The 21,386-nt window shown below is 55.4% G+C and carries 20 protein-coding genes; 13 read left to right on the top strand and 7 right to left on the bottom strand.

The window, feature by feature from the left end:
• The first annotated feature begins 24 nt into the window (after window positions 1-24).
• From J7E41_RS14905 to J7E41_RS14880, 6 genes are read left to right on the top strand one after another with little or no spacing between them, the layout of a single operon-like run.
• Window positions 25-1,125: a glycosyltransferase gene (locus J7E41_RS14905; RefSeq protein ID WP_214993943.1), complete on the top strand. Its 1,101-nt coding sequence runs from the start codon at window positions 25-27 to the stop codon at window positions 1,123-1,125.
• Window positions 1,122-2,234, top strand: a complete 1,113-nt coding sequence (locus J7E41_RS14900) for a polysaccharide pyruvyl transferase family protein (RefSeq protein WP_214993941.1) — start codon at window positions 1,122-1,124, stop codon at window positions 2,232-2,234. Before J7E41_RS14905 ends, J7E41_RS14900 begins: the two co-directional genes overlap by 4 nt.
• Window positions 2,231-3,451 (top strand): phosphoribosylaminoimidazole carboxylase, encoded by a 1,221-nt coding sequence (locus tag J7E41_RS14895; protein WP_214993940.1) that lies wholly within the window; start codon window positions 2,231-2,233, stop codon window positions 3,449-3,451. Before J7E41_RS14900 ends, J7E41_RS14895 begins: the two co-directional genes overlap by 4 nt.
• Window positions 3,451-4,554: a hypothetical protein gene (locus J7E41_RS14890; protein WP_214993939.1), complete on the top strand. Its 1,104-nt coding sequence runs from the start codon at window positions 3,451-3,453 to the stop codon at window positions 4,552-4,554. The genes J7E41_RS14895 and J7E41_RS14890 overlap by 1 nt, the downstream gene beginning before the upstream one ends.
• Window positions 4,555-4,566: 12 nt before the next feature.
• Entirely contained in the window at window positions 4,567-5,604 is a 1,038-nt protein-coding gene (locus J7E41_RS14885) for an acyltransferase family protein (protein WP_214993938.1), read from the top strand.
• Window positions 5,605-5,631: 27 nt separating this feature from the next.
• Window positions 5,632-6,792 carry an SGNH/GDSL hydrolase family protein gene (locus tag J7E41_RS14880; protein ID WP_214993937.1) on the top strand — a complete coding sequence of 387 codons (1,161 nt, stop codon included), beginning with the start codon at window positions 5,632-5,634 and terminating at the stop codon, window positions 6,790-6,792.
• Window positions 6,793-6,796: 4 nt separating this feature from the next.
• On the opposite strand, the gene J7E41_RS14875 is transcribed toward J7E41_RS14880, so the two are convergent.
• The gene (locus J7E41_RS14875) at window positions 6,797-7,213 is read right to left on the bottom strand and encodes a mannose-1-phosphate guanylyltransferase (RefSeq protein ID WP_214993936.1); all 417 of its coding nucleotides are present in this window, start codon (window positions 7,211-7,213) and stop codon (window positions 6,797-6,799) included.
• Between the two features lie 69 nt (window positions 7,214-7,282).
• Complete coding sequence (gene galU / locus J7E41_RS14870) at window positions 7,283-8,116, bottom strand: UTP--glucose-1-phosphate uridylyltransferase GalU (RefSeq protein ID WP_214993934.1); 834 nt, start codon at window positions 8,114-8,116, stop codon at window positions 7,283-7,285.
• A 394-nt stretch (window positions 8,117-8,510) separates the two neighbouring features.
• Here galU and galE point away from each other — a divergent pair, with 394 nt between their 5' ends.
• The 6 genes from galE (at window position 8,511) to J7E41_RS14840 (ending at window position 14,736) form a co-directional block, all read left to right on the top strand.
• Window positions 8,511-9,527 carry a UDP-glucose 4-epimerase GalE gene (galE, locus tag J7E41_RS14865; protein ID WP_214993933.1) on the top strand — a complete coding sequence of 339 codons (1,017 nt, stop codon included), beginning with the start codon at window positions 8,511-8,513 and terminating at the stop codon, window positions 9,525-9,527.
• A 255-nt stretch (window positions 9,528-9,782) separates the two neighbouring features.
• Entirely contained in the window at window positions 9,783-10,025 is a 243-nt protein-coding gene (locus J7E41_RS14860) for a hypothetical protein (protein WP_214993932.1), read from the top strand.
• An 85-nt stretch (window positions 10,026-10,110) separates the two neighbouring features.
• Complete coding sequence (locus J7E41_RS14855; protein WP_435304125.1) at window positions 10,111-11,226, top strand: polysaccharide biosynthesis/export family protein; 1,116 nt, start codon at window positions 10,111-10,113, stop codon at window positions 11,224-11,226.
• A gap of 14 nt (window positions 11,227-11,240) precedes the next feature.
• Window positions 11,241-11,903, top strand: a complete 663-nt coding sequence (locus tag J7E41_RS14850) for a YjbF family lipoprotein (RefSeq protein WP_214993930.1) — start codon at window positions 11,241-11,243, stop codon at window positions 11,901-11,903.
• Window positions 11,900-12,661 (top strand): capsule biosynthesis GfcC family protein, encoded by a 762-nt coding sequence (locus tag J7E41_RS14845; protein ID WP_214993929.1) that lies wholly within the window; start codon window positions 11,900-11,902, stop codon window positions 12,659-12,661. The genes J7E41_RS14850 and J7E41_RS14845 overlap by 4 nt, the downstream gene beginning before the upstream one ends.
• The gene (locus J7E41_RS14840; protein ID WP_214993927.1) at window positions 12,658-14,736 is read left to right on the top strand and encodes a YjbH domain-containing protein; all 2,079 of its coding nucleotides are present in this window, start codon (window positions 12,658-12,660) and stop codon (window positions 14,734-14,736) included. Before J7E41_RS14845 ends, J7E41_RS14840 begins: the two co-directional genes overlap by 4 nt.
• Before the next feature lie 245 nt (window positions 14,737-14,981).
• On the opposite strand, the gene J7E41_RS14835 is transcribed toward J7E41_RS14840, so the two are convergent.
• The 4 genes from J7E41_RS14835 to J7E41_RS14820 form a co-directional block, all read right to left on the bottom strand.
• Window positions 14,982-16,376 (bottom strand): undecaprenyl-phosphate glucose phosphotransferase, encoded by a 1,395-nt coding sequence (locus J7E41_RS14835; protein ID WP_214993925.1) that lies wholly within the window; start codon window positions 16,374-16,376, stop codon window positions 14,982-14,984.
• Between the two features lie 349 nt (window positions 16,377-16,725).
• Complete coding sequence (locus J7E41_RS14830) at window positions 16,726-17,397, bottom strand: winged helix-turn-helix domain-containing protein (protein ID WP_214993924.1); 672 nt, start codon at window positions 17,395-17,397, stop codon at window positions 16,726-16,728.
• A 75-nt stretch (window positions 17,398-17,472) separates the two neighbouring features.
• Window positions 17,473-18,159, bottom strand: a complete 687-nt coding sequence (locus J7E41_RS14825; protein WP_214993923.1) for a hypothetical protein — start codon at window positions 18,157-18,159, stop codon at window positions 17,473-17,475.
• A 25-nt stretch (window positions 18,160-18,184) separates the two neighbouring features.
• Window positions 18,185-18,928, bottom strand: coding sequence for a winged helix-turn-helix domain-containing protein (locus J7E41_RS14820; RefSeq protein ID WP_214993922.1), 744 nt, complete (start codon window positions 18,926-18,928; stop codon window positions 18,185-18,187).
• A 564-nt stretch (window positions 18,929-19,492) separates the two neighbouring features.
• Between J7E41_RS14820 and J7E41_RS14815 the strand changes: the two genes are divergently transcribed.
• On the top strand, window positions 19,493-20,326 hold the full coding sequence (locus J7E41_RS14815; RefSeq protein WP_214993921.1) for an undecaprenyl-diphosphate phosphatase: 834 nt from the start codon (window positions 19,493-19,495) through the stop codon (window positions 20,324-20,326).
• A 29-nt stretch (window positions 20,327-20,355) separates the two neighbouring features.
• On the opposite strand, the gene dusA is transcribed toward J7E41_RS14815, so the two are convergent.
• On the bottom strand, window positions 20,356-21,351 hold the full coding sequence (gene dusA, locus J7E41_RS14810; RefSeq protein WP_214993920.1) for a tRNA dihydrouridine(20/20a) synthase DusA: 996 nt from the start codon (window positions 21,349-21,351) through the stop codon (window positions 20,356-20,358).
• Window positions 21,352-21,386 lie beyond the last annotated feature (35 nt).

Here is a 21,386-nt window from a genome sequence, read left to right as displayed (position 1 = left end):
TACCTGCATGAAAATGGGTGGATTGTGAAAAAAATACTGCATGTGGCCGAAACGATTAAAGGTGGCGTTGCTACCGTTATTCGGACGATATCGGCTCCACCTGAGGGCGAGGCTTCGAACTATGAACTGGTCTATTTGATCCCGCACGATCAGAAAAAAGAGTTGCACGGCATTGATGAGCAACAGGTCAGAACCTTCTTCAGAACCAAACGAGATGCGCTGTCGCTGCTGCGATTCGCCTGGAAAATGGCCCGTGTGATTCTCAAGGAAAAACCACATGTGGTGCACTTGCACAGCACCTTTTCCGGGGTCATTGGCCGTTGTGTGTGCCTGATCCTGCGGCCATGGCGCTCGCCAAAGATTATTTACTGCCCTCATGCCTTTTCGTTTCTGATGGAGAGTTCGCCAGCCAAACAGAAAATCTATTCGTTGATTGAGCGGCTCTTGCAGAAAGTCACGGACGTGATCATTTGTGTCAGCCAGTACGAATTGGATACCGCTGCGACGTTTGGTATCGATCGACACCGTATGAAGTTGATCTACAACGGTATTCACTACAAAGGTGATGAGCCGAAGACCAATGGCCAAGGTCCGATTCATCTGCTCTTTGTGGGTCGGCTCGACTATCAGAAGGGGTTCGATGTCTTGCTCAAGGCGTTTGCCGGGGTCCGACGCACAGATCTGAAACTGACGGTGGTTGGCAGTGCAGTCAATGAAGACACCGTCGACTGCCCGGTAATGGACGGGGTCGAATACGTGCCGTGGGTGACGCCGGCTGAAGTGAATGCGCTTTATCAAGCGGCGGATGCCCTGATTGTTCCAAGTCGCTGGGAAGGCTTTGCCATGGTGCCTCTGGAAGGTATGGCCATGGGGCTGCCTGTGATTGCCAGTGACTGCACGTCCTTGCCTGAGTTGGTCACCCATGAGGTGACCGGCTACATCTTCCCTGCGGGTGATCACCAGGCATTGACCGACCTGTTGGTGAATATCGAGAAGCCCGGGTTGCTGGACCTCGGAACCCAAGGTCGCAAAGTGGTTCGCGAGCGGTTCAGTGCCACGTTGATGATCAGGCAAACCTATGACGTGTATTCCGCTCCCTCTTACTCAGTAGAAATCAGCTCATGAACGTAACTATTTTGCATGGCTACAGCGCCTCCAACTCCGGTGATGGCCTGCTCGTGGATCTGGCAATCGCCCTGGTGCTGCGAAACTTTGGTCCGGACACTGCAATCAACGTGGTGGCCTCCGACCCGAAGTCATTCAGTTACTTGCCTTACAAACGCTATGACGCGCCGGTGATGGCCGCCAAGGGGCTGGGGCGGGTCAAGCAAGCGCTGTTCCTTGATCAGTCCTACGCCGGCCTCGCGCAGCTATTGAGTTCAAGTGACTTGATCGTCGGGGTAGGCGGCGGTTACATGCGCTCTAAAAGTGCTTTTGAACATATCAAGTTGAAACTGGGGCACGCCAAGCAACTGGAAACGGCGATTCTTAGCAAAGTGCCGTCGGTGTACCTGCCGCAAAGCATCGGTCCTTTCCATGGTGAGAGCAGCAAGATAGTCGGGCATTACGCCCATGCCGATGCCGTTTTTGTCCGGGACAACAGGTCGTCGGAGATTTTCGGTGCCCATGAAAATGTCTACCGTGCACCTGATCTCGCGGTGCAGGCATTGGCCAGCAAGATTCTCATGCAGCCCAAGTTCACTCGTTGCGCGTCTTCGCCAGCGGTGGTCTGCGTGGTGCTGCGCAAACCGCCGGCGTGGAGCAAGGAAAAGAAAGCCGGTTACGTGGCTAACTTGAAGCTCCTGCTACAGCGGTTGAAGAACAAGAGCAAAGTAGTCTGCGCGGTGCAAAGTGCTGTGCGTGGCAACGATGACGGCGCGTTCTATCGAGAGCTGGGCATTACCGAAGCCTTGTTGCCATTGAAGGCAACCCTGGCCAAATATCAGCCGGATCTGGTTATTTCCGTCAGGTTGCATGGTGCCATCGAGTCGCTGCTGGCGGGCGTTCCTGCGTTCCATATCAGTTATGAGCGCAAGGGCTTTGGCGCCTATCAGGACATGGGCGTGGAAGACTGGGTGATCAATGGCGGCGATATCAATGTCGACACCATCATCGATACGGTTTACGCACCGAATGCATTGTCCCGATTTGGTCAGCAGTTGACGAATACCTGCAAGGAGATCGAAGCCAAGACGTTGGTCATGGACGGGATCATCAAGGGTATCGTTCGATGATATTTCGGCTATTGCTCCGGGGCGGAGCTTTAGGCGCGAAATTTCTGCTGGTATTGGCCATTACCCATTACTTGGGGTACGACGCGTTGGGCTTCTACGGCGTGGTGGTGGCCGCGTCTTTGATTGCGTCGAAGTTTTACAGCGTCGGGTTCAGTTCCGAAATCAATCGGCTGATCAGCGTCGGCGGCAGTTCGCGCTGGGTCGTGGATAAGGTCCTGCTCTTGTACCTGGCTGCGGGGACTGTTTTGTCGGTGGTGACGGTGACGGTCTATTCGCTGTTCCAGGAGGTCGAGGCGGGGGCCGCGCTGATCGTGTGTGTGACACTTGTGCTGCTCACCGAGCACCTGTCTTTCGAAATAAACTCCTTTGTATTTTCCGCCCAGAAAGCCACGTGGGGCGCGATGCTGTACTTCATCAAAACCGGGCTCTGGGCGCTGCTGGCCTTGGGCGGGATGCTGCTGGGCTGGGTGTCCAGCATCACCAGTGTGTTGTGGTTGTGGGTGGCGGCCAATGTGCTGGTGATGGTTGTCGGTTACCTGATTGTGGTGAACGTTCATAGCGGGAGGGTGGCAGGTGCCCTCACCACCGCCTCGGTCTGGAAAGCCGGATTGCCGTTTTATCTGGGCACTGGCTTGATTGCATTGAGTCAGTACGCCGAGCGCTTTCTGATTCTCGACATTGAGCCCTACGCGAGCCTGGGCAAGTACGTCTACGTCTGGTCCGTAGCCAACACCTTGCAAGCACTTTCCTACGCCGTGGTCGTGGTGGTGGGGGTCCCTGCACTCGCCAAGCGCTATCAGAATGACCAGCAGGCGCTGACAGTCCGGCAATTGTTCATGAATCAGTGGGTGACGCGTGCCCTTGTGGTGTCAGTCATCGTGGCGGTGATGATTTATCTGTTCTTCAATGTCGTGCTCGATTATGTCGGTGCGACGGTGCCGCGTCCGGATAACAAAATCCTCGGCGTGCTGATCTTTTCCTTTGCCTTGCGCGCCGTCGGCGACATCGTCTGGGGCGGTCTTGTCGCGTCGAAAAACAGTCGGGTGTCACTCGCCAGCGCGGCCATCTGCCTGCTGGTTTCCCTGCCGGTCAGTTACGTGCTGATCAAGCACTACTCGATTTATGGTGCCGCCTGGGGGAATGTCTTTTCGATCGCCGTGCAGCTCGGCGTTATCGCCTTGTTGACCCGGTGTGTCCGAACGAAGGTGACGGTGTAATGGCGTTGAAATTACCCTCTATTGAGTTTCGCGGCAGAAAACTCGACTCGTCGATTTCGTTCCTGATTCTGTTCAGTGGCCTGTTTCTGTCTGTTGCCATGCCGCTTCTGATGCACCGGGATCCTGGCCCCGACGCCATGACGTTGTGGTCGTCCTACGCTCGAGCCGACAACTGCAACTTCTGGAATCCCTTCTCGCCAGACCGGTCTTCCTACGAATGCTCGGCGTATCTGCTGCGACCCACTGGCATCAACCTGACCAATGCCTGGGCCTACGGGATGGCGTGCAATCTGTTCCTGACGGCAGTCCCTGTGTTTATTTTCAGGCGTATGCCACTGACGATATTCCTGATCCTGTGTTTGTGGGGCGTGGTCCGCTCGTTTTTCCTCGAAAACCTGACCAAGGAAATCATTGTATCGGTGGCGATGATTGCCATTTTGCTGTTCTCGTTTTCCAGGCGGTACCGCGGAGGGTTTTTCTTCTCTGCGCTGGTTTACGGCGTGTTGATCCGGCCTTACTGGATATTGTTTTCACTGGCCTGGATTGGCGTGTGTGTCATGAAGAAGTACGTGTCTCGACTCACCTTCTTCCTGATGCTGTTCCTGTTTTACCTGGCGGTCGCCACGGCGATTCAACTGGTCGTCGGTTATTCGGTGTCGTCGATCCGCGCCAGTAACAATGAGCTACGCACGGCGGGCGAGGAGGGGTCGAAGTCGCTGATTGTGTCCTGGCTCAGTGGCGGTGATTTCGTGTCGCAAGCGCTGGATTCTCTAATTATCTTTTTCCGCCTGTCGTTTCCCGCGGAGTTGATCCTGCTCTCCGGCCTGGGCCAGGTCATCTTTGTGGTGTTGATGATGATGACCTCGTTGCTGATGTTCAAAATGATCACCTCGAGCGACTACAAGGGCGTGCGTATTGAAACCAAAGTCAAAGAGCTGATCGCAATTCCCCTGTCCTTTTTACTGGTGCAAGGCTTGTTTGAACCGGACTTCGGTTCCTTCGCCCGACATTTTTCCATGGTGGTACCGGTGCTGTTCATGGGCCTGGGGTTGCAGTTGCGCGCAAAGAAACCTGAGTTGGTTGAAACAAGAATCCTGAGCTGAGGTTTGTGCTTTATGTCGATCAAGAAAAAGTCGCTGGAGATCGAAACCCTGCGCGGTCTGGCCTGCCTGCTGCTGGTGCTCTATCACGTGATAGGGCCCTTGGGTGGCGGCTTGAAAATAGACGTGGGGTCGCCTTTTCGGGTGATCGCTGATTCCATGGTGTACGTGCGCATGCCGTTGTTCACCTTTATTTCGGGTTACATCTACTCCATCTACAAAATCCGGGGCAATGACTTTTCCGCCTACTTTATTGGTAAGGTCAGACGGTTGATCGTGCCGTTGTTTTGCGTGGGGGTTCCGTTTTCGGTGTTGCAGGCGATCGGGCCCGGCGTGAACAAGGAGGTGGGTCTGATCGATGCGTTATTGTCGTTCTATGTGCCGGTCAATCACTTCTGGTTTTTGCAGGCGGTGTTCATCATCTTTATGTTTGTCGGCCTGCTGGAGTGGCGTGGCCTGTTGCAGACAGCGACGCGCCTGTACCTGTTGCTGGGGTTCGCGGCGGTGGTGTTTCTGCTGCCGCCCTTTGCGGTTGATGCTTTCGGCATCAATGGTGCGGTCTATCTGCTGCCGTTTTTTGTGATGGGAATGATTGGCCATGAAAAGGTCAACGAGATAAGGCGATCACTCAAGGTAATCGGGCCGCTGGTGTTCGTGTTGATATCGCTGGTGCTGCTGTATGTGGCGGCGGTGGATCGCGGGTTGATTGTCGATCGCCGGAGCCTGGTGGGATTGCTGGTGGGGTGTGTGTCTTGCGTGGCGCTGTTGTCGAGTAACGTGCGGGTGCAATGGCTGATCTGGCTCGGCGGATATTCCTACGCGATTTTCCTGTTTCATGTCTTGTTTGCCGCCGCTTCGCGGTTCGCGCTGGGGCGCCTGGGTGTCAGCGATGAAAGTGTTCTGGTGCTCAGTGGCGTGGCTTTTGGCTTGCTGGGGCCGGTGGTGCTGTCGAGTATTTTCAGCCGGTTCGCACTCACGTCCACTCTGTTTCTGGGTGAGCGAGCAGCACGTGAAAAGCCGCCGGTTACCGTGGCTACGGTGCCACGATCCTGATGATCGTTCTGATGAAGGAAGTGACGCATGTTTGCAGGCGATGATGTGCGCCCTGTACCGGCTTCGGTGATCGAAGTGGGTGATGCTCGCGAACGGTTTGAGCAATGGCGCGAAGGAAAGGCGGGGAAGGTGTTGTCCATCTCGGTGATCGGTGACAGTTACAGTGCCGGACAGGACTTTTATCTGAACAAACTCGTCCAGCGACTCACTAAAGTGGTGGGTTTTGCCGGGCCAGGTTATGTCGGATTCAACCACGGCGCAGCGCTCGGCGGTACACACTACAAATACACTCGAAGCAGCAAAAAGTACTTCGGCGGTGGTTGGGACGTGTCCCGTCTTGGCCAGGCAAGCCCCGACAGCCGTACCATTACGGGCCGTCCCGGTGCTTATCTGGAGATTGATGCCAGCCCGACAACGACCGTTGATACCTCTATCGCCCAGGCGAAATTACTTTACCTGGGGAACGGGCAGTCCAATGAGGTGCGCTACCGCTGGGCAGACTCAGGCACTTGGCATTCATTGAAGATCGGCGGTTCAGGTGTCCAGGAAGTGTCGCTGCCTGACAGGCCTGAAACCGCCGAGTGGGCGTTCAGACTGGAGGTGCTCAAAGGCGCGCCAACCCTGTTCGGCCTATGGTTGAGCAATCACGAGGGTGGCGTCAGAGTGTCCAAGCTCGCCGCTTCCGGTGCGGCATCCGCGGATTTCTACCACAGGGATGAGCCGTGGCAGGCTCAGTGGAAAGCGGTGGTGTCGAAGATTCCTGCGGACATTTACCTGATCATGCTGGGCGGCAATGACCAAGGGTTTGGCGTGAAACCCGAACAGTATCTGGAGAACATTCAAGGCCTGGTACGGATGGTGCGCGAGATTCACCCGGCGGCGAGCATCAACCTGATTCTGCGTCAGGACACCACACGTTCAAGTGCCTATCCGATGTCGGCGTACGGGAAGGTCCTGGAGCCCTGGGCGCGCACGGAACACCTTGGTTACGCCGATATGCAGTGCGCATTCGGCGCCGACTTTAAACGCTACGCTGGTGGCGGGCCCACCCCTATGATCGGTCCGGACAGCATTCACCCTATCCCGGGGTCGGGAGGTCGGGTGATAGCGGACTACATCTATCGCCTGATTGTCGGCGGTAATAACGCGGTTTCGCCGCAGGACACCTGCGGCGCGGTGCGACAGTAAGTACTCAGCGCAGCCCTTTCTCGAAGTGCTCCAGCTGACCCAGCAGCTCAGCGGTTTTGAGCGGCATCAGCTGGGGGTCACAACGGGTTTCCACCGTGATGACAATGGCCGGATCGCTGTCGGGGATGCGCGCACGGAATCGCCAATCGCTGAAAATGACTTTCAGCCCATTGCGCTCATCGACATCCAGCGCCTGTTGGGCGTACACCAACTTCAAGTGGGCGATGAGGGAGTCGGGGTCGAGAATCGGTCGACGGATTTCCCCGGAGGAGGGGAACACCCCAATTCGCTCCACCATCAGCATGGAGCCCAGCCAGGTATTGGTCGGGCAGGACGACGACGGATACAGTGACAACCAGGCCATCGCCCCGACGTTACCCACCTCCAGTTGAATGTCTGCCGAGCGATTTGCAATGTTCATAGTGGCCTGCCTGAGTGAAGAGTGGGCGACGTTGTGCCGTGTGAGCAATGAGTGAGGTAGCAACCTGATTTAAAGGCCTTTGAGGTACAGGTGCTCGTAACAGAAGTTGGTCGCTTCGAGGTAGCCCTCTGCACCGCCGCAGTCGAAGCGCAGGCCGTCGAACTTGTAGGCCAGAACGCAGCCATTTTGCGCCAGCTTCATCAGGGCGTCGGTAATCTGGATCTCCCCACCTTTGCCAGGCTGGGTATCGGCGATCAGATCAAAGATATCGGGCGTGAGGATGTATCGGCCAATGATTGCCAGATTGGACGGGGCGTCTTCCGGGCTGGGCTTTTCAACCATGTTGCTGACCCGGTAGACGTCATCGGCGATCAATTCGCCGGCGATCACGCCGTACTTGTGTGTCTGGTCCCGGGGCACTTCCTGAATGGCCACGATCGAGCAGCGGTATTTCTTGTAGAGCTGGATCATTTGCGCCAGCACACCATCCCCTTGCAGGTTCAGGCACAGGTCATCCGCTAGCACCACGGCGAAGGGTTCATCACCGATCAAGGGGCGACCGCTGAGAATCGCGTGGCCCAGGCCCTTCATTTCGATCTGCCGGGTGTAAGAGAAGGTGCAGGTTTCAATCAGCTCGCGGGTGCCGGCCAGGAACTTTTCTTTTTCGGTGCCACGAATCTGATGCTCCAACTCATAGCTGATGTCGAAGTGATCTTCCAGTGCGCGTTTGCCCCGCCCGGTCACGATTGCCATGTGCTGCAGGCCGGCGTCCCGTGCTTCCTCTACGGCGTACTGGATCAATGGCTTGTTGACGATCGGCAGCATTTCCTTGGGCATGGCTTTGGTTGCCGGCAGGAAGCGCGTGCCATAGCCAGCGGCGGGAAACAAACATTTACGAATCATAAAAATATCCTGAAAAGCATGGATCACAGCCAATTGCCGGGCGCAATAAGCAATGATTATAAGTTTTTTACTAAGCGACTACTTAATACCTGAGGTAGGTTGCTAATGGCAATTGTCGTCAGGTATATAACAAGGGAATGTTATGAGTTGTCAGTCTGTGATTCGTTAGTTATTTTTCGTCGGTGTATGTTGATAGTGGTGATCGTTTCATAGTGCTAAATAAGTACCAGGTTTTACTGTCTGGCCGACATAAGTATTTATCGGTGGCAGTTGAATGACTGTACTTCTTGCTGTTGTCGTCCCTGTTTTTCTGTGCGCAGGTTTTCTACGCACATTTAATTCTGGGCGCTGCGCAGGTTATTGAGCACTTCACGACCCTACTATGGACCGCTCTATGAAGATTCTGGTAACGGGTGGCACCGGATACATCGGTTCGCACACCACACTTGCGCTGCTTGAAGCTGGTTTTGAAGTAGTGGTGCTGGACAATCTTTGCAACAGCTCCGACGCTGCGCTGCACGCAGTGGAAGCCATCTGCGGCAAAAGTGCGCTGATGATTCACGGGGATGTATGCGACAGAGCATTGCTGGATCGGATTTTCCAGCAACATTCCATTGATGCGGTCCTGCATTTTGCCGGGCTCAAGGCGGTCGGCGAGAGCGTGCATAAGCCGCTCGAATATTACGAAGCCAATGTCGGTGGCAGCCTCACGCTGTGTCAGGCGATGGCCGCCGCCGGTGTGTTTCGCCTGGTATTCAGTTCATCGGCCACGGTGTACGGCGCGCCGGAGCAGATGCCGATCCGCGAGGATTTCCCCACCGGCAGCCCCACCAATCCCTATGGTCAATCGAAATTGATCGTCGAGAACGTGTTGCGAGCCCTGTGTGCGTCAGAGCCGCGCTGGAGCATCGCATTGTTGCGCTATTTCAATCCGATCGGCGCTCACGACAGCGGCCACCTGGGCGAGGATCCGAATGGCATCCCCAATAACCTGGTGCCCTACATCAGCCAGGTGGCGGTCGGCAGCCTGCAAGAGTTGTCGATCTTCGGTGACGACTACCCCACGGTTGATGGCACCGGTGTGCGTGACTATATCCACGTCGTGGACCTGGCGGAGGGGCATTTGAAGGCCTTGCAGTCGATTTCGCAACGCACGGGAATCAACATCTGGAACCTCGGTACGGGTGACGGCTACAGCGTGCTGCAGGTGCTGCGTGCATTCGAGCAGGCGTCGGGTCGGCCGGTACCCTATCGGGTAATGCCGCGCCGCTCGGGTGACGTCGCCGAGAGTTGGGCCGACCCTTCCAAGGCCGCCCGTGAACTGGGCTGGAAGGCCACACGCAGTTTGCAGCAAATGATGACAGATACCTGGCGGTGGCAATCGAACCACCCGAAGGGATACCTTGGATAAGGTCGATACTGTTGCTGCAAGCAATGATTTTGCTGAGTGTTATAAATCGGCAGGAATGTTAATTATCGTCGGGAAATTAGGCTGGAAATGCATCTGGCAAGTCCGTAGATATAAACCCTGCCGTTCGACATTTATCAGTCAGGATTGACTGTGAATGAACAACGGATCTTGTTCGCACTTTTTGCGGCTTGAACTTTCCACCTCTAACTGAACGCCGGGTTTTTTAACAGGGCCGAACGTTAGAAAGGAGTTGATATGAAAAAAGTGATGGCAATTGCCCTGTTGTCGATGTTTGCCAGCTGGGTATCCGCGGCGGAAGCACCGCTGACACAGGCCACCAATGTCGCGGGTAACGTAGCAGCTTCTCAAGCTCCTGCGGCCAGTACGGCAATGGTGGCAGGTGCAGTGGCTGCTTCCAATAGTGGTAGCAATGCCAACGGTGGTACAGGCGGTACAGGTGGTACTACTGGTACTACTGGCTCTACCGGTACTAACTGAGAAACTTTGTAGGTGTAATACAAGGTCGCCCGATGAAAGTCGGGTGACCTTGTTTAGATTTGCCCTTGAATAGCGTAGTGCCATTATGACTCGTAGTTTTCCTTTTTTGATGTTGGCAAGTATCGCTTTGCAAGGATGTATGTTTTCTCCAGGGCAATACCTGAGCACCAGCGATATAACGCGCCAGGGGGCCAGTGAAAGCAGTCGCGTTGAACTGATTCCGATCACACCCAAGCTCATTGCGATGGACAGGGCCACACACAAGCGTGCGACGCTGCCGACGCAACTGTTGACGGCCCCGGAGGAGTACCGAATCGGTAACAACGATGTCTTGTACATCACGGTCTGGGACCACCCCGAGCTGACGGCGCCCTCTGGCGCGCAACAGCAGATTGATGCCAACGGCCGCCTGGTACGTTCCGACGGCACGCTTTACTACCCCTATATCAAAGAAGTCCAGGCGGCTGGTAAAACCATCCAGCAGCTGCGTTCGGACATTGCCTCAAGGCTGTCGGCCTTTATCGCGGACCCGCAAGTGGATGTCGCCGTGTTGCGCTTCGCCAGCCAGAAGGTGGTGGTGTCGGGTGCGGTATCGAAGGCGGGTCCACAACCGATTTCCACCAACCCGCTCAGTGTGATCGAAGCCCTCGGTTCTGCCGGTATCGACCCGCTGAATGCGGACTTGTCCGGCTTGCTGTTGACGCGGAACGGGCGGGTGTATCCGCTGAATCTCGACGCGCTCAATCAGCAGGATTCCGAGCTGCAGAACGTCTACCTCAAAGGTGGCGATCAATTGTATCTGCCGTACAACGACAACAAGCGCATCTACGTCATGGGCGAAGTCAATCAGCCGCGCGCACTGACGTTCAAAACCGGCACCATGAACCTGTCTGACGTTCTTGGCTCGGTAGGCGGATTGAGCCAGACCACCTCGAACGGTAACGCGGTCTATGTCATCAGGGGGGTTGAGAACCTTGATGTGGAACCGGCGAAAATCTATCAACTGCAAGCCGAGTCGCCGACCGCCATGGCGCTGGCCACGCACTTCGATGTACGCCCTCAGGACATTGTCTATGTGGGCCCGGCCAACGTAACTCGCTGGAACCGCTTCATCAGTCAACTGGTGCCGTCGGCAGCCATTCTCGGCGTGGGGGCTTCCGCAGCGAAGAACCTGAATGATGCCAGCAGCAGCAATAAATAAGGCTTGGTCTGACTGTGAGAACGTTGAATGTTGGCGTCTGCGTGATAGCGGCCTTGTTATGTGGATGTAACCCGTTGATGAACGCCTCTTTGACCAACCTTAAAGCGGCGGTGAGTGGGCCCGATGAGTTGCAAGCGACGGCGGCCCAGGTGGCGCAGGTTGAGTTTCCCCAGCTCACATTGACCACGCCTTCCGGCTCCGGGGTGTTGGCGATGGTGCGTGAGCGGGGCGACCTGCAGTTCTGGGTAGCCTCCGGCAAGCAGGTGTTACTGCTGCGCGACGGGCTGGCGGTACGCACCATCGGCCTGGGTATCGACGGCGACCTGGACGGGACGCGGCTTGCCGCGACCTCGCCCTTCAAACAAGGCCTGCACACGCTGCCTGATGGCTACACCAGCCAGCGCTGGATTGATCTTTATCAAGGCAGCGAAGTCGGCGTGACCCTGAACAGTCGCTTCTCCCGTAAATCCATGGAAACCCTGGAAATCCTCAACAAGGAATACGCCGTGCTACGTGTCGATGAGCAGATTGACGCCCCGGCCATTGGTCTGCGTGCGACCAATCGTTATTGGGTCGATCCCGTGGACGGTTTCATTGTGCAGAGTGAGCAGCAATTGACCACGCAACTGCGGGTCAAGATCGTTCAATTGACCCCTGAACGCAGGTTTAACCGTTGAGGCGGGTACAGCTTCTGTCGGCGTGCCTGCTGTTGATCACCGGCGTGAGCCAGGCGGCGGTCACTGTCACCGGCGACGTGCTCACCCCGGGGCCGGTCGACCTGCCGCCAGGGGGGCGGTTGTCGGACGTGATCAGCGTCGCCGTGCCCAATGCCGAAAGCTACTGGCTGGCAGCTGCATTGCTGCGCCAGCCTTTGCTGGAAGAGCAGACCCGGCTCAAAACCGGGGTGCTGTTCGATTTGCAGGTGTTGCAGCGTACAGCGTTGATCTTCGACAGACCCACTCGGGCAAACCTGGCGATGCGTTTGTACGAGCAAGTCAGCCGCATGCCGGTTACCGGGCGCCAGGTTACGGTGCTGGACCCGGTTGCCATCGAGGTCGGGTTCGCCCGTAACGTCCGTCTGACCGATGGTGATCGCCTCATCTATCCATTTCGCGTCGACGAGGTTGAAGTGCTCGGTGCGGTCGCCGAACCGTGCCGGTTGCCTTTTGTCGCCCTGCAAGAGGCTCGGGATTATCTGCAAGGGTGCGCGCCGCTGGCCGATGCAGAGACCGATTATCTGTGGCTGATCCAACCCAATGGGGTCACCCGACAGGTCGGCATCGCGCCCTGGAATCGTGAGAGCGGGCAAGTGCCTGCCGCTGGCAGCAAGATCCTGGTGCCTGTCAGAAATGATGATATTGATCCGCCTATTCCTGAACTGAATCAGCAGTTGGCCGAATTTCTTGCCACGCAACTGGCTGAGGTGGTTCATTGAATTTACGTTTTGCAGCCGTATTGTTATTGCCCTGTGGTTTAGCTCATGCCGAGCCGCGTTTGACTCAGAATGATTTCGGCGGAGTGGGTTTGCTACAGACGCCCACCGCCAGAATGTCCCCGGCCGGCGAGTTGAGCGTGAACGCCAACCGAACCGAGCCCTATAGTCGTTACAGTGTGGCGCTACAGCCGTTCGATTGGCTGGAAGGCGCGTTTCGCTACACCGCAATCACCAACCGTCCCTACGGCCCCGAGTCGTTGAGCGGCAGCCAGAGCTACAAGGATAAGGCGGTCGACGTCAAAGTCCGGCTATGGCAAGAAACTCATTGGGCGCCGGACGTGGCGTTGGGGTTCCGAGACATCGGCGGTACAGGTCTGTTCTCCAGTGAGTTCCTGGTGGCCAGCAAGCGCTATGACAATTTTGATTTCAGTGCCGGCATTGCCTGGGGTTACTTGGGCAATCGCGGCGACTTCGATAACCCGGCGGGGTGGGCCGATGATCGCTTCAAGACCCGGCCGGACATGGAGGGTACCGGTGACGTCAACGCAGGCGCCTACTTTCGCGGTCGGCCTTCGTTGTTCGGCGGTGTGACTTACCAGACGCCCTGGGACCGGCTTAGCCTGAAACTCGAGTACGAAGGCAATGACTATAAAAGCGAGCCCAAGGACAACGTGATCAAGCAGGATTCGCCGATCAACCTCGGCGCAGTGTTCAAAGTGACCGACTCACTGGACCTCAGTGCGGCCTGGGAACGGGGCAACACCGCGATGTTCGGCCTCACTTTTCACACCAACTTCGTCAGCCGCAAGGCCCCGGCCAAGTCCTTCGATCCGCCGGCGGAGCCGTTGCCGGCCAAGGCCCCGGCCACCGCAATGGATCAGGTCAATTGGCCCGATGTGTCCCGGCGACTGCAGCAAAATGCCGGCTACAAGGTCGAGCGCATCAGTCAGCGCGGTCCCGAGTTGATCGTCTATGGCGAGCAGGGGCGGTATTTTCATTCCTCGAAAGCGGTCGGTCGTGCAAGCCGGATTCTGGACAACAGCGTCAACGACGATATCGACTGGTTCACGGTGGTGAACAAGCGCTACGACCTGCCTCTGGAAGAAACCAGTGTGCCTCGGCAAACCTTTCGCGAAGTACTCAACAACGAGGAGCCGCTGCAAACGTTGCACCGCACTACCGAGATCAATCCGGCGATGCCGCATAACGAGAAGACCCTCTACACCGAAGCGCGCGACCCCTTCAGCTACGGGGTCGGGCTGGGCTTCAAGCAGAACGTGGGTGGCCCTGACGGCTTTCTCTATCAGTTCACTGCCGACGCGGACGCCGAATATCGCTTCAACCGCAACACCTGGTGGAACGGCCTGCTCAGCGCCAATCTGCTGAACAACTTCGACAAGTTTGTCTACGATGCACCCAGTGGCCTGCCGCGGGTTCGCACGGACTTGCGCCAATACCTGACAACCTCTGAAGTCACTATGCCGCTGTTCCAGGTCAGCCACGCCGAGCAGTTGGACAAAGACCTGTATGGCATGGTCTACGGCGGGTATCTGGAGTCGATGTTTGCCGGTGTGGGGGGTGAGGTGCTGTTTCGCCCTGAAGGTCAGCGCTGGTCGGTCGGGGCAGACCTGAACTACGTGCGCCAGCGCGAATTCGACCAAGGTTTTGGCCTGCGGGACTACTCGGTCGTCACAGGCCATATCACCGGTTATACGGACTTGCCCTTCGATACACTCGCAGCCGTCAGCGTCGGGCGCTACCTGGCAGGGGATTGGGGCACCACGATCGATCTCTCACGGGAGTTCTCAAACGGTGTGCGATTTGGTGCCTGGGCGACGATCACTACCGCTTCCAGCGCCGAATATGGTGAAGGTAGCTTCGATAAGGGCTTGTACCTCTCCATCCCGTTCGATGAATTGATGAGCATGTCCACCATGCGCCGCGCCAACCTGGTCTGGTCGCCGCTGACCCGGGACGGTGGCGCACGACTCAATCGCAGCTTCCAGTTGCACTCGATGACCGACAGCCGCGACAACGACATGTTCTACCGCAACTTCGAGAAGATCACTGAGTAGTGGTCGGCGATCTGCAGGGCCACAAACCCTGTAGGTCGCGCCGTGGTCGGCCGCAATGGCAGCCCATGAAACACCCCATGATGCTGCACAGAGCCCTTTGCGCAACCCACCTATACCATCCGCTGACCTGATTGGCGGATGGCTTGCGCCACTGCCAAACCTGGCAGGCGGTCACGCCCGATTCACAGACATGAAAAAGGGGACTTTCGTCCCCTTGTGGTGGTGCGCCTTCAACGGTCAGACGATCAATAGATGTCCTTCGAAAGCAAGGTAAAGGGCGTCTTCACCAGAATTTTCAGATCCAGCCACAACGACCAGTTATTGATGTACTTGAGGTCGATCTCGACACGCTTCTGCATCTTGTCGATGGTGTCGGTTTCGCCGCGGCAACCATTGATTTGGGCCAGCCCGGTAATACCCGGCTTGATTCGGTGGCGTGCCATGTAGGCGAGAATTTTCCCCGAGTAATAGTGGTTATGGGCGATAGCGTGAGGCCTCGGACCGACCAAGGCCATGTGCCCTTGCAAAACATTGAACAGTTGCGGCAGTTCATCCAATGAGGTGCGGCGGATGAAACGCCCAACGGCGGTGATGCGCGAATCGTTGCGGCTGGCCTGCTTGACCTCAAGGTCGTTGTGTACACGCATCGAGCGAAACTTCCAGACCTGGATCACCTTGCCATTCCAGCCATGGCGATCCTGTTTGAAAAAGACTGGGCCTGAGGAGTTGAGTTTTACGGCCAGGGCAATAAGTGCCAGCACCGGGCTCAGCAGGATGATTGCCAGCAGCGCCACACTTTTTTCCAGCAGGCTCTTGCTCAGCGCTGCGGTGGGCCGGCTGGTGAGTGGGCTTTCATTCAAATAGATCGCAGGCAGGCCGTCCACGACCCTGACCGAGTGATTGAGCAGCGTCAGGCTATTCAAGTCCGGCACCCAGACCACATCGACATTGGCGTCTAGCAAGTCGACGTACATTGCTTCGATCTTTGCCGCTTCGCTCAGCGCCAGGGTGATGTACAAACGTCGAATGTCATGGGTTCTGATCAACTCCAGAAGGTCTTCCTGCGCACCAATGATGTGTGGTGCGCCTGGCTTCAGCGGGGCGACGGCGCCGGTGCTGACCAGGCCCACCAAGGGCAGGTTCTCGAGACTGCTCAAGTTCTTGGCCAGGCCAAGCGCAAGCTCGCCGGTGCCGACGATCAGGGTTCTATGGCCGCTTTTTCGTGACCGCTGATAATACTTGGAGAACCCGTGCAAGGGCGCGTACAGCAGTGCCTGCCCGAGGAAGCCAAACACGGCCCAACTGAGAATCACCTCCCGGGAAAACAGTGCATCGGCCTTGCAGATAAATGCCATGCAAGCCAGCGCAGCCATGGTCATGGACCAGCCTACGAACAGGCGTCCCAACCCCGTCAGGTAGTTATCTCTTTTTCTGTATACGCCGCTGAACGTATAGGCCGGAACCGAGGCCAGTACCGTCAATGCCGCGCACACTCGGTAATAGAACTCGACCGCTCCGGTCTGCTGTTTGGCGAGTATGAACAACAATAAAACGACAAAGCCCTGTGCCAGCGCCCATTGGCCCCAAAAGGTAAGTCCCTTGAGGCCGGTATTTCGATTGATACGAAGACTAAGATCCATACGATATCCCCAAAAGACGTCCATTCAGGTATCGACAGTCGAGACGCGAGTTGTTTAAGCAGGATTTATTATTATTTTAACTAACGCCCTGAAGCTAACAGCCTCAAGAGGTCGAACTGTCGTCAGTCAATAGATTAAATTATTGATGAAGGTACTGTCTGACGAGTTCTAACAAGATGGCAGAGTGCCAACTTTCGAGCGGAGAATGTCGATTGTTAGAAAATGTCGATGATGGGGTGGTGCAAGAAGTGCAGAGGAGGCAGTGCGGGTGAAATTGGAGTGGGGGGGAACAAACAAAGTGCACTTTTTATTGTTGTAGTCGCACTGTCATATGTTTGTTGTAAGGTCGTCAGGCGGGATGTGTCTCTGATATCACTTCTTGGATAAGGCAATAGCCACGGTTCCTCACGGCACGAAATAACCGTTCACCTTTACTGGCACTTTTGAACTTGTCCTGCAATCGACTCAAGCACATCTCCAGGCCGCGATACTGCTCGGGCTCTCTGCCAATGCTTAGAATCAGATCAGACCTGCTGACGACGCGATCCTCATGATGAAGCATCTTCCTCACAAGAGTGGCTTCCAAACCAGTGAGGTTTATTTCGATGTTCTCTTTAATCAGTACACTTTGATCGTTATCGAGTTGCCACACTTCGTTGTCGGGAGCTCCCTCCTCACTTTCTCCAGGTATATCGCTGAATTCAGCGGGGGTTGGCGTGACGCTGGTGCGCGCCCCGGATTGCGCCGCTAGCCATTCCGCTTCAAGGGTGGCAAGCATTTTCTGTGTATCGTGTTCGATACGGTGGGCGACATTTTTCCGTGTCACGTTCGGGTATGGGAGCTCCATCAGCACGGAGGCAGAAGAGGGCTGGGCAACACCTTCGATAAACATTTGTGCTTGGGATGTACCAAACGAGTTGAAACGCTCGCTGGACAGAATGGTCTCGAGCTCACGCTGGGATGTTGTGCTGTGAGTCACGACGACAAAATATTTTCTGGGGAGGGTTGTACTGATTTCCACGTCTCTCTCCTAAGTGTTCACCAATGTGCGGTTTAAAGTTGATCGGCAGTGGACTAATAGCTCCTTTGGAAGTAGTCAAAGGGCCGCGCCTAGGCCAATGAATGGCTCTCGATATGCTCTACTCGATCGGCAATAAAAAATCTTGTTATTGTGGGTCAGTGTCACCATACGGTCATGGTGCTTATTGAGAAACTCAGGATTACCATTGAGCTTCAAACACTGGTCCTGGGGTGAAATGGATACCTTGATGTGGTTGGTCAAATTCAGTGAATTGAAGCCTGTTAGCGCTTTGCGTTGGATGCTGTATTCATCCCGAGCGATTTCTATACCATGATCTTTCAGACGATACATATTATAAATAATGATTTTTTTATATTTGGAATCTACTTCCCAGAAGGGGTGTTCATTGAGTGACACGGCCAGTGTATGACCGAGATCGCACAAGTTGTTGCCCGACTGAAACGGCTCTTTGACCATCGAAAAACTGGCAAGGCTCGGTTTTGACAGGAAGAGGGTCGTTCGGTTCAAATATTTTTTGGGGTGGTACGAGCGGCGGTCTATCCGGGAAGCGGGATCCCGGTGCGGATGCACCAGTGCATTACAGCTGCACCCGCACGATTGCCCGGCTGGCATCCTCCAGGGCGACGGCGCGGTAGTTCTTGTCTCACTGGCAAGCGGGTGGTTATCACGTAACAGGAACTGTTGTCGGGCCAGGTAGCGATTCTGGGCCTTTGCGGGTGAGGTACCTCCAGTCGCATTCATGCAACAACTCCTTTCCATAGGTGATTCAGGCGGTCGAGATCAGACCCCTCATCAAGCGGTATCCATGCCCGCGAATGCTCTGAATGGCATTGTGAGTACCATACATGTCTTTTATTTTTCCGCGAAGACGGCTGATTGATTTCTCCAAAGCCCTGGGGTCGTAAAAATTGGCGTTCAGGCCCATGATTCTGGCGATCTCGTCATGGCTCAATATATGGTTGCTGGTTTGCGCCAATGCCTCCAGAATTTTCATTTCTGCAAACGAGATGTCCAGCTTCTTGCGGGGGCCTAACAGGCATATACGGGTGGGATCCAGCACCAGGTTGACTTCTCGTTGCCACTCTTCACTGGTGAAGAATTCGGACAGCAACTCAGAGCTTTCGTCGGTCAAGGTATTGAGCTTGATACAGCAGTCGGCCCCAGCAAGATAATACTTCATCTTGTTGTAGGCGCCTCGGCCTGTGATGACGGCACAGATGATTGGATTTAAATGGATGGAGCGAAGGTTTTCCACCAGCGCCAGGCTCTCATCGAGAGCTTGAGGGCCGTCGATAATGATGAAGATGGCGCGATACGCATCCGTGCGTTCACTTTTCTTATGTGAATTAGTGTATGAGCTAGCATCAAGAGCTATATCAGAGTTCACATGCCTTGCGACTAATGCCTTAAAGTTCTCGGCCACACTGCGGGTACGACCCAAGGTGAGAACACCAGGTTCCTCATTTGTCGGGCGCAGGTGTCTAGTCGCTAATTTCCCTGTAAGCATCATGCTTTGACTCGAATGGGTGCTGACATCGGGATGTTAAAGCACCGGTTCTCATCTGTGACTGACAATTGGTAACATTCAAACGAATTCTACGTGTGTGTCGAGAGTTTTCTAACATACACAGAGGTTTTTCGAGTTTTTAGTTGCTTTTCCCAGCTGGCTGAACTAATGAATTGACACCCTTAGATGGTGGCAATGTGAAATTGTGCCACTATTTTTAGCCGCTGACGACATGTATTTGTCCTCAAAAGGCCATCACTTACTTCGACGACGATTAATTCTGAGAAAATTCCAAATATGTGAACTCCGTCACGTTTTACCAGAGCAAGGAGTCATCTGTCTACACCGAAGCCTCTGGCGATGCATTAGCCGGACGATTAATAACAATCCTTGAGTGTGTGGTTTGATAAGACTTATTATCCGTCGGTTCCCTCGACTAAATGATCATGATTGGCCAAGTGTCTTATTAGGCAGTGGGTATTTACCTGTCATTGAATAGTGCTAGGTTGCTAGATGTACTAATACGATTAATGGGTTGTTCAATAAGAATGGCCTGGCGGAGAGTTTATGGATTTTTGGACCCTTGTGCAGGTACTGGTTTTAGGTGCAGTAGAAGGATTGACAGAATTTTTGCCAATTTCCAGTACGGGCCACCAAATTATTGTTGCGGATTTGTTAGGCTTTGGTGGTGAGCGCGCCATGGCGTTTAATATTATTATTCAGCTGGGTGCCATCCTGGCTGTTGTTTGGGAGTTTCGTTCAAAGATCCTTGAAATTGCCAGCGGTTTAACTACCCAGAGTAATGCACAACGCTTTACGCTGAATTTGCTGATCGGTTTTCTTCCTGCCGTTGTCCTCGGCGTATTGTTCGCCGATAAAATTCATGAGTACCTGTTTAACCCGATTACCGTGGCCGTCGCTCTGGTTGTGGGTGGAGTTATCATGTTGTGGGCAGAGCAGCGCGAACATAAGGTGCACGTTGAGCATGTTGACGATATGCGCTGGTCCGATGCACTAAAGATTGGTTTTGCCCAATGCCTGGCGATGATACCGGGCACTTCCCGATCCGGATCGACCATTATCGCGGGCTTGTTGTTTGGTCTGTCGCGCAAGGCGGCCACCGAGTATTCGTTCTTTCTGGCGATGCCGACCATGGTTGGCGCCGCCGTGTACTCAGGCTACAAGTACCGGGATCTGTTCCAGGCCAGCGATCTGCCCGTATTTGCCTTGGGTTTTGTGACCGCGTTCTTTTTCGCGATGATCGCAGTGCGTGGATTGCTCAAGTTCATCGCCAGCCATAGCTACGCGGCATTTGCCTGGTACCGTATTGCCTTCGGCTTGCTGATCCTGGCGACTTGGGTATTCGGGTGGGTGAACTGGACTGCGGTTTCAGCTGGCTGATAGAACGGGTGCGCATTACGCCCACCCAGTCACCGCCCCTCCAACAACCCCGCTGCCTGATCGAGTAAAGCCAACGGATCGCTGGCCTTATGAATATCCACCGACAACAACTGCCGAAACTTGCGCGCTCCCGGAAATCCCGTCCCCAGCCCCAGTACATGGCGAGTGATGTGATGCATCGACCCTCCCGTCGCCAAGTGCTCGGCTATATAAGGCCGCAACTGTGCCAACGCTTCAGCCCGGCTGATCACCGGCGCAGAGCTGCCAAACAACCGCTGATCCACCTCCGCCAGCACATAAGGATTGTGATAAGCCTCGCGCCCCAGCATCACCCCGTCAAACACCTGCAAGTGCTCTTCGCATTGCTCAAGCGTCTTGATCCCGCCGTTGAGAATAATCTCAAGCGCCGGAAAATCCTGCTTCAACTGCGCTGCCACGTCATAACGCAGCGGCGGAATGTCCCGATTCTCCTTGGGTGACAACCCCTCCAGAATCGCGATCCGCGCATGTACGGTAAAACTGGTACAGCCCGCGTCCTTCACCTGCCCGACAAAATCACACAACTGGGCGTAACTGTCCCGGCCATTGATCCCAATGCGATGCTTCACCGTCACCGGAATCGACACCACGTCACGCATCGCCTTCACACAATCCGCCACCAGGGCGGGGTGAGCCATGAGGCAGGCGCCGATCATATTGTTTTGCACGCGATCACTGGGGCAACCGACGTTGAGGTTCACCTCGTCGTAACCAGCGGCTTGGGCCATGCGGGCACAAGCGGCCAGGTCGGCGGGTACACTGCCGCCCAGTTGCAAGGCAAGCGGGTGCTCGGCTTCGTTGTGACGCAGGAAGCGGTCGTGGTCACCGTGGAGGATTGCGCCAGTGGTGACCATCTCGGTGTAGAGCAAGGCGTGTTTGGAGAGCAGGCGCAGGAAGAAACGGCAGTGGCGGTCCGTCCAGTCCATCATGGGCGCGACGGAGAAACGACGGGAAAGCACTTGCGGTGTGGCTGTTTGTAGGGACATTGGAGAATCTGAAGGGCGGAGAGCAGAGGAGGGAA

The sequence above is a fragment of the Pseudomonas fluorescens genome (assembly GCF_018614655.1).
Classification (GTDB): domain Bacteria; phylum Pseudomonadota; class Gammaproteobacteria; order Pseudomonadales; family Pseudomonadaceae; genus Aquipseudomonas; species Aquipseudomonas fluorescens_BX.
Note: the sequence above shows the minus strand (reverse complement) of the source record. Positions and strands in the feature narration are given on the sequence as shown.

What these genes read in the sequence shown, in the direction of transcription:
- J7E41_RS14885 (WP_214993938.1), top strand. Translation starts at nt 4,567, where the DNA reads ATGTCGATCAAGAAAAAGTCGCTGGAGATCGAAACCCTGCGCGGTCTG.
- J7E41_RS14820 (WP_214993922.1), bottom strand. Translation starts at nt 18,928, where the DNA reads ATGATGCTTACAGGGAAATTAGCGACTAGACACCTGCGCCCGACAAAT.
- J7E41_RS14860 (WP_214993932.1), top strand. Translation starts at nt 9,783, where the DNA reads ATGAAAAAAGTGATGGCAATTGCCCTGTTGTCGATGTTTGCCAGCTGG.
- J7E41_RS14835 (WP_214993925.1), bottom strand. Translation starts at nt 16,376, where the DNA reads ATGGATCTTAGTCTTCGTATCAATCGAAATACCGGCCTCAAGGGACTT.
- J7E41_RS14895 (WP_214993940.1), top strand. Translation starts at nt 2,231, where the DNA reads ATGATATTTCGGCTATTGCTCCGGGGCGGAGCTTTAGGCGCGAAATTT.
- J7E41_RS14825 (WP_214993923.1), bottom strand. Translation starts at nt 18,159, where the DNA reads ATGAATGCGACTGGAGGTACCTCACCCGCAAAGGCCCAGAATCGCTAC.
- J7E41_RS14880 (WP_214993937.1), top strand. Translation starts at nt 5,632, where the DNA reads ATGTTTGCAGGCGATGATGTGCGCCCTGTACCGGCTTCGGTGATCGAA.
- galU (WP_214993934.1), bottom strand. Translation starts at nt 8,116, where the DNA reads ATGATTCGTAAATGTTTGTTTCCCGCCGCTGGCTATGGCACGCGCTTC.
- galE (WP_214993933.1), top strand. Translation starts at nt 8,511, where the DNA reads ATGAAGATTCTGGTAACGGGTGGCACCGGATACATCGGTTCGCACACC.
- J7E41_RS14890 (WP_214993939.1), top strand. Translation starts at nt 3,451, where the DNA reads ATGGCGTTGAAATTACCCTCTATTGAGTTTCGCGGCAGAAAACTCGAC.
- dusA (WP_214993920.1), bottom strand. Translation starts at nt 21,351, where the DNA reads ATGTCCCTACAAACAGCCACACCGCAAGTGCTTTCCCGTCGTTTCTCC.
- J7E41_RS14855 (WP_435304125.1), top strand. Translation starts at nt 10,111, where the DNA reads ATGACTCGTAGTTTTCCTTTTTTGATGTTGGCAAGTATCGCTTTGCAA.
- J7E41_RS14815 (WP_214993921.1), top strand. Translation starts at nt 19,493, where the DNA reads ATGGATTTTTGGACCCTTGTGCAGGTACTGGTTTTAGGTGCAGTAGAA.
- J7E41_RS14875 (WP_214993936.1), bottom strand. Translation starts at nt 7,213, where the DNA reads ATGAACATTGCAAATCGCTCGGCAGACATTCAACTGGAGGTGGGTAAC.
- J7E41_RS14900 (WP_214993941.1), top strand. Translation starts at nt 1,122, where the DNA reads ATGAACGTAACTATTTTGCATGGCTACAGCGCCTCCAACTCCGGTGAT.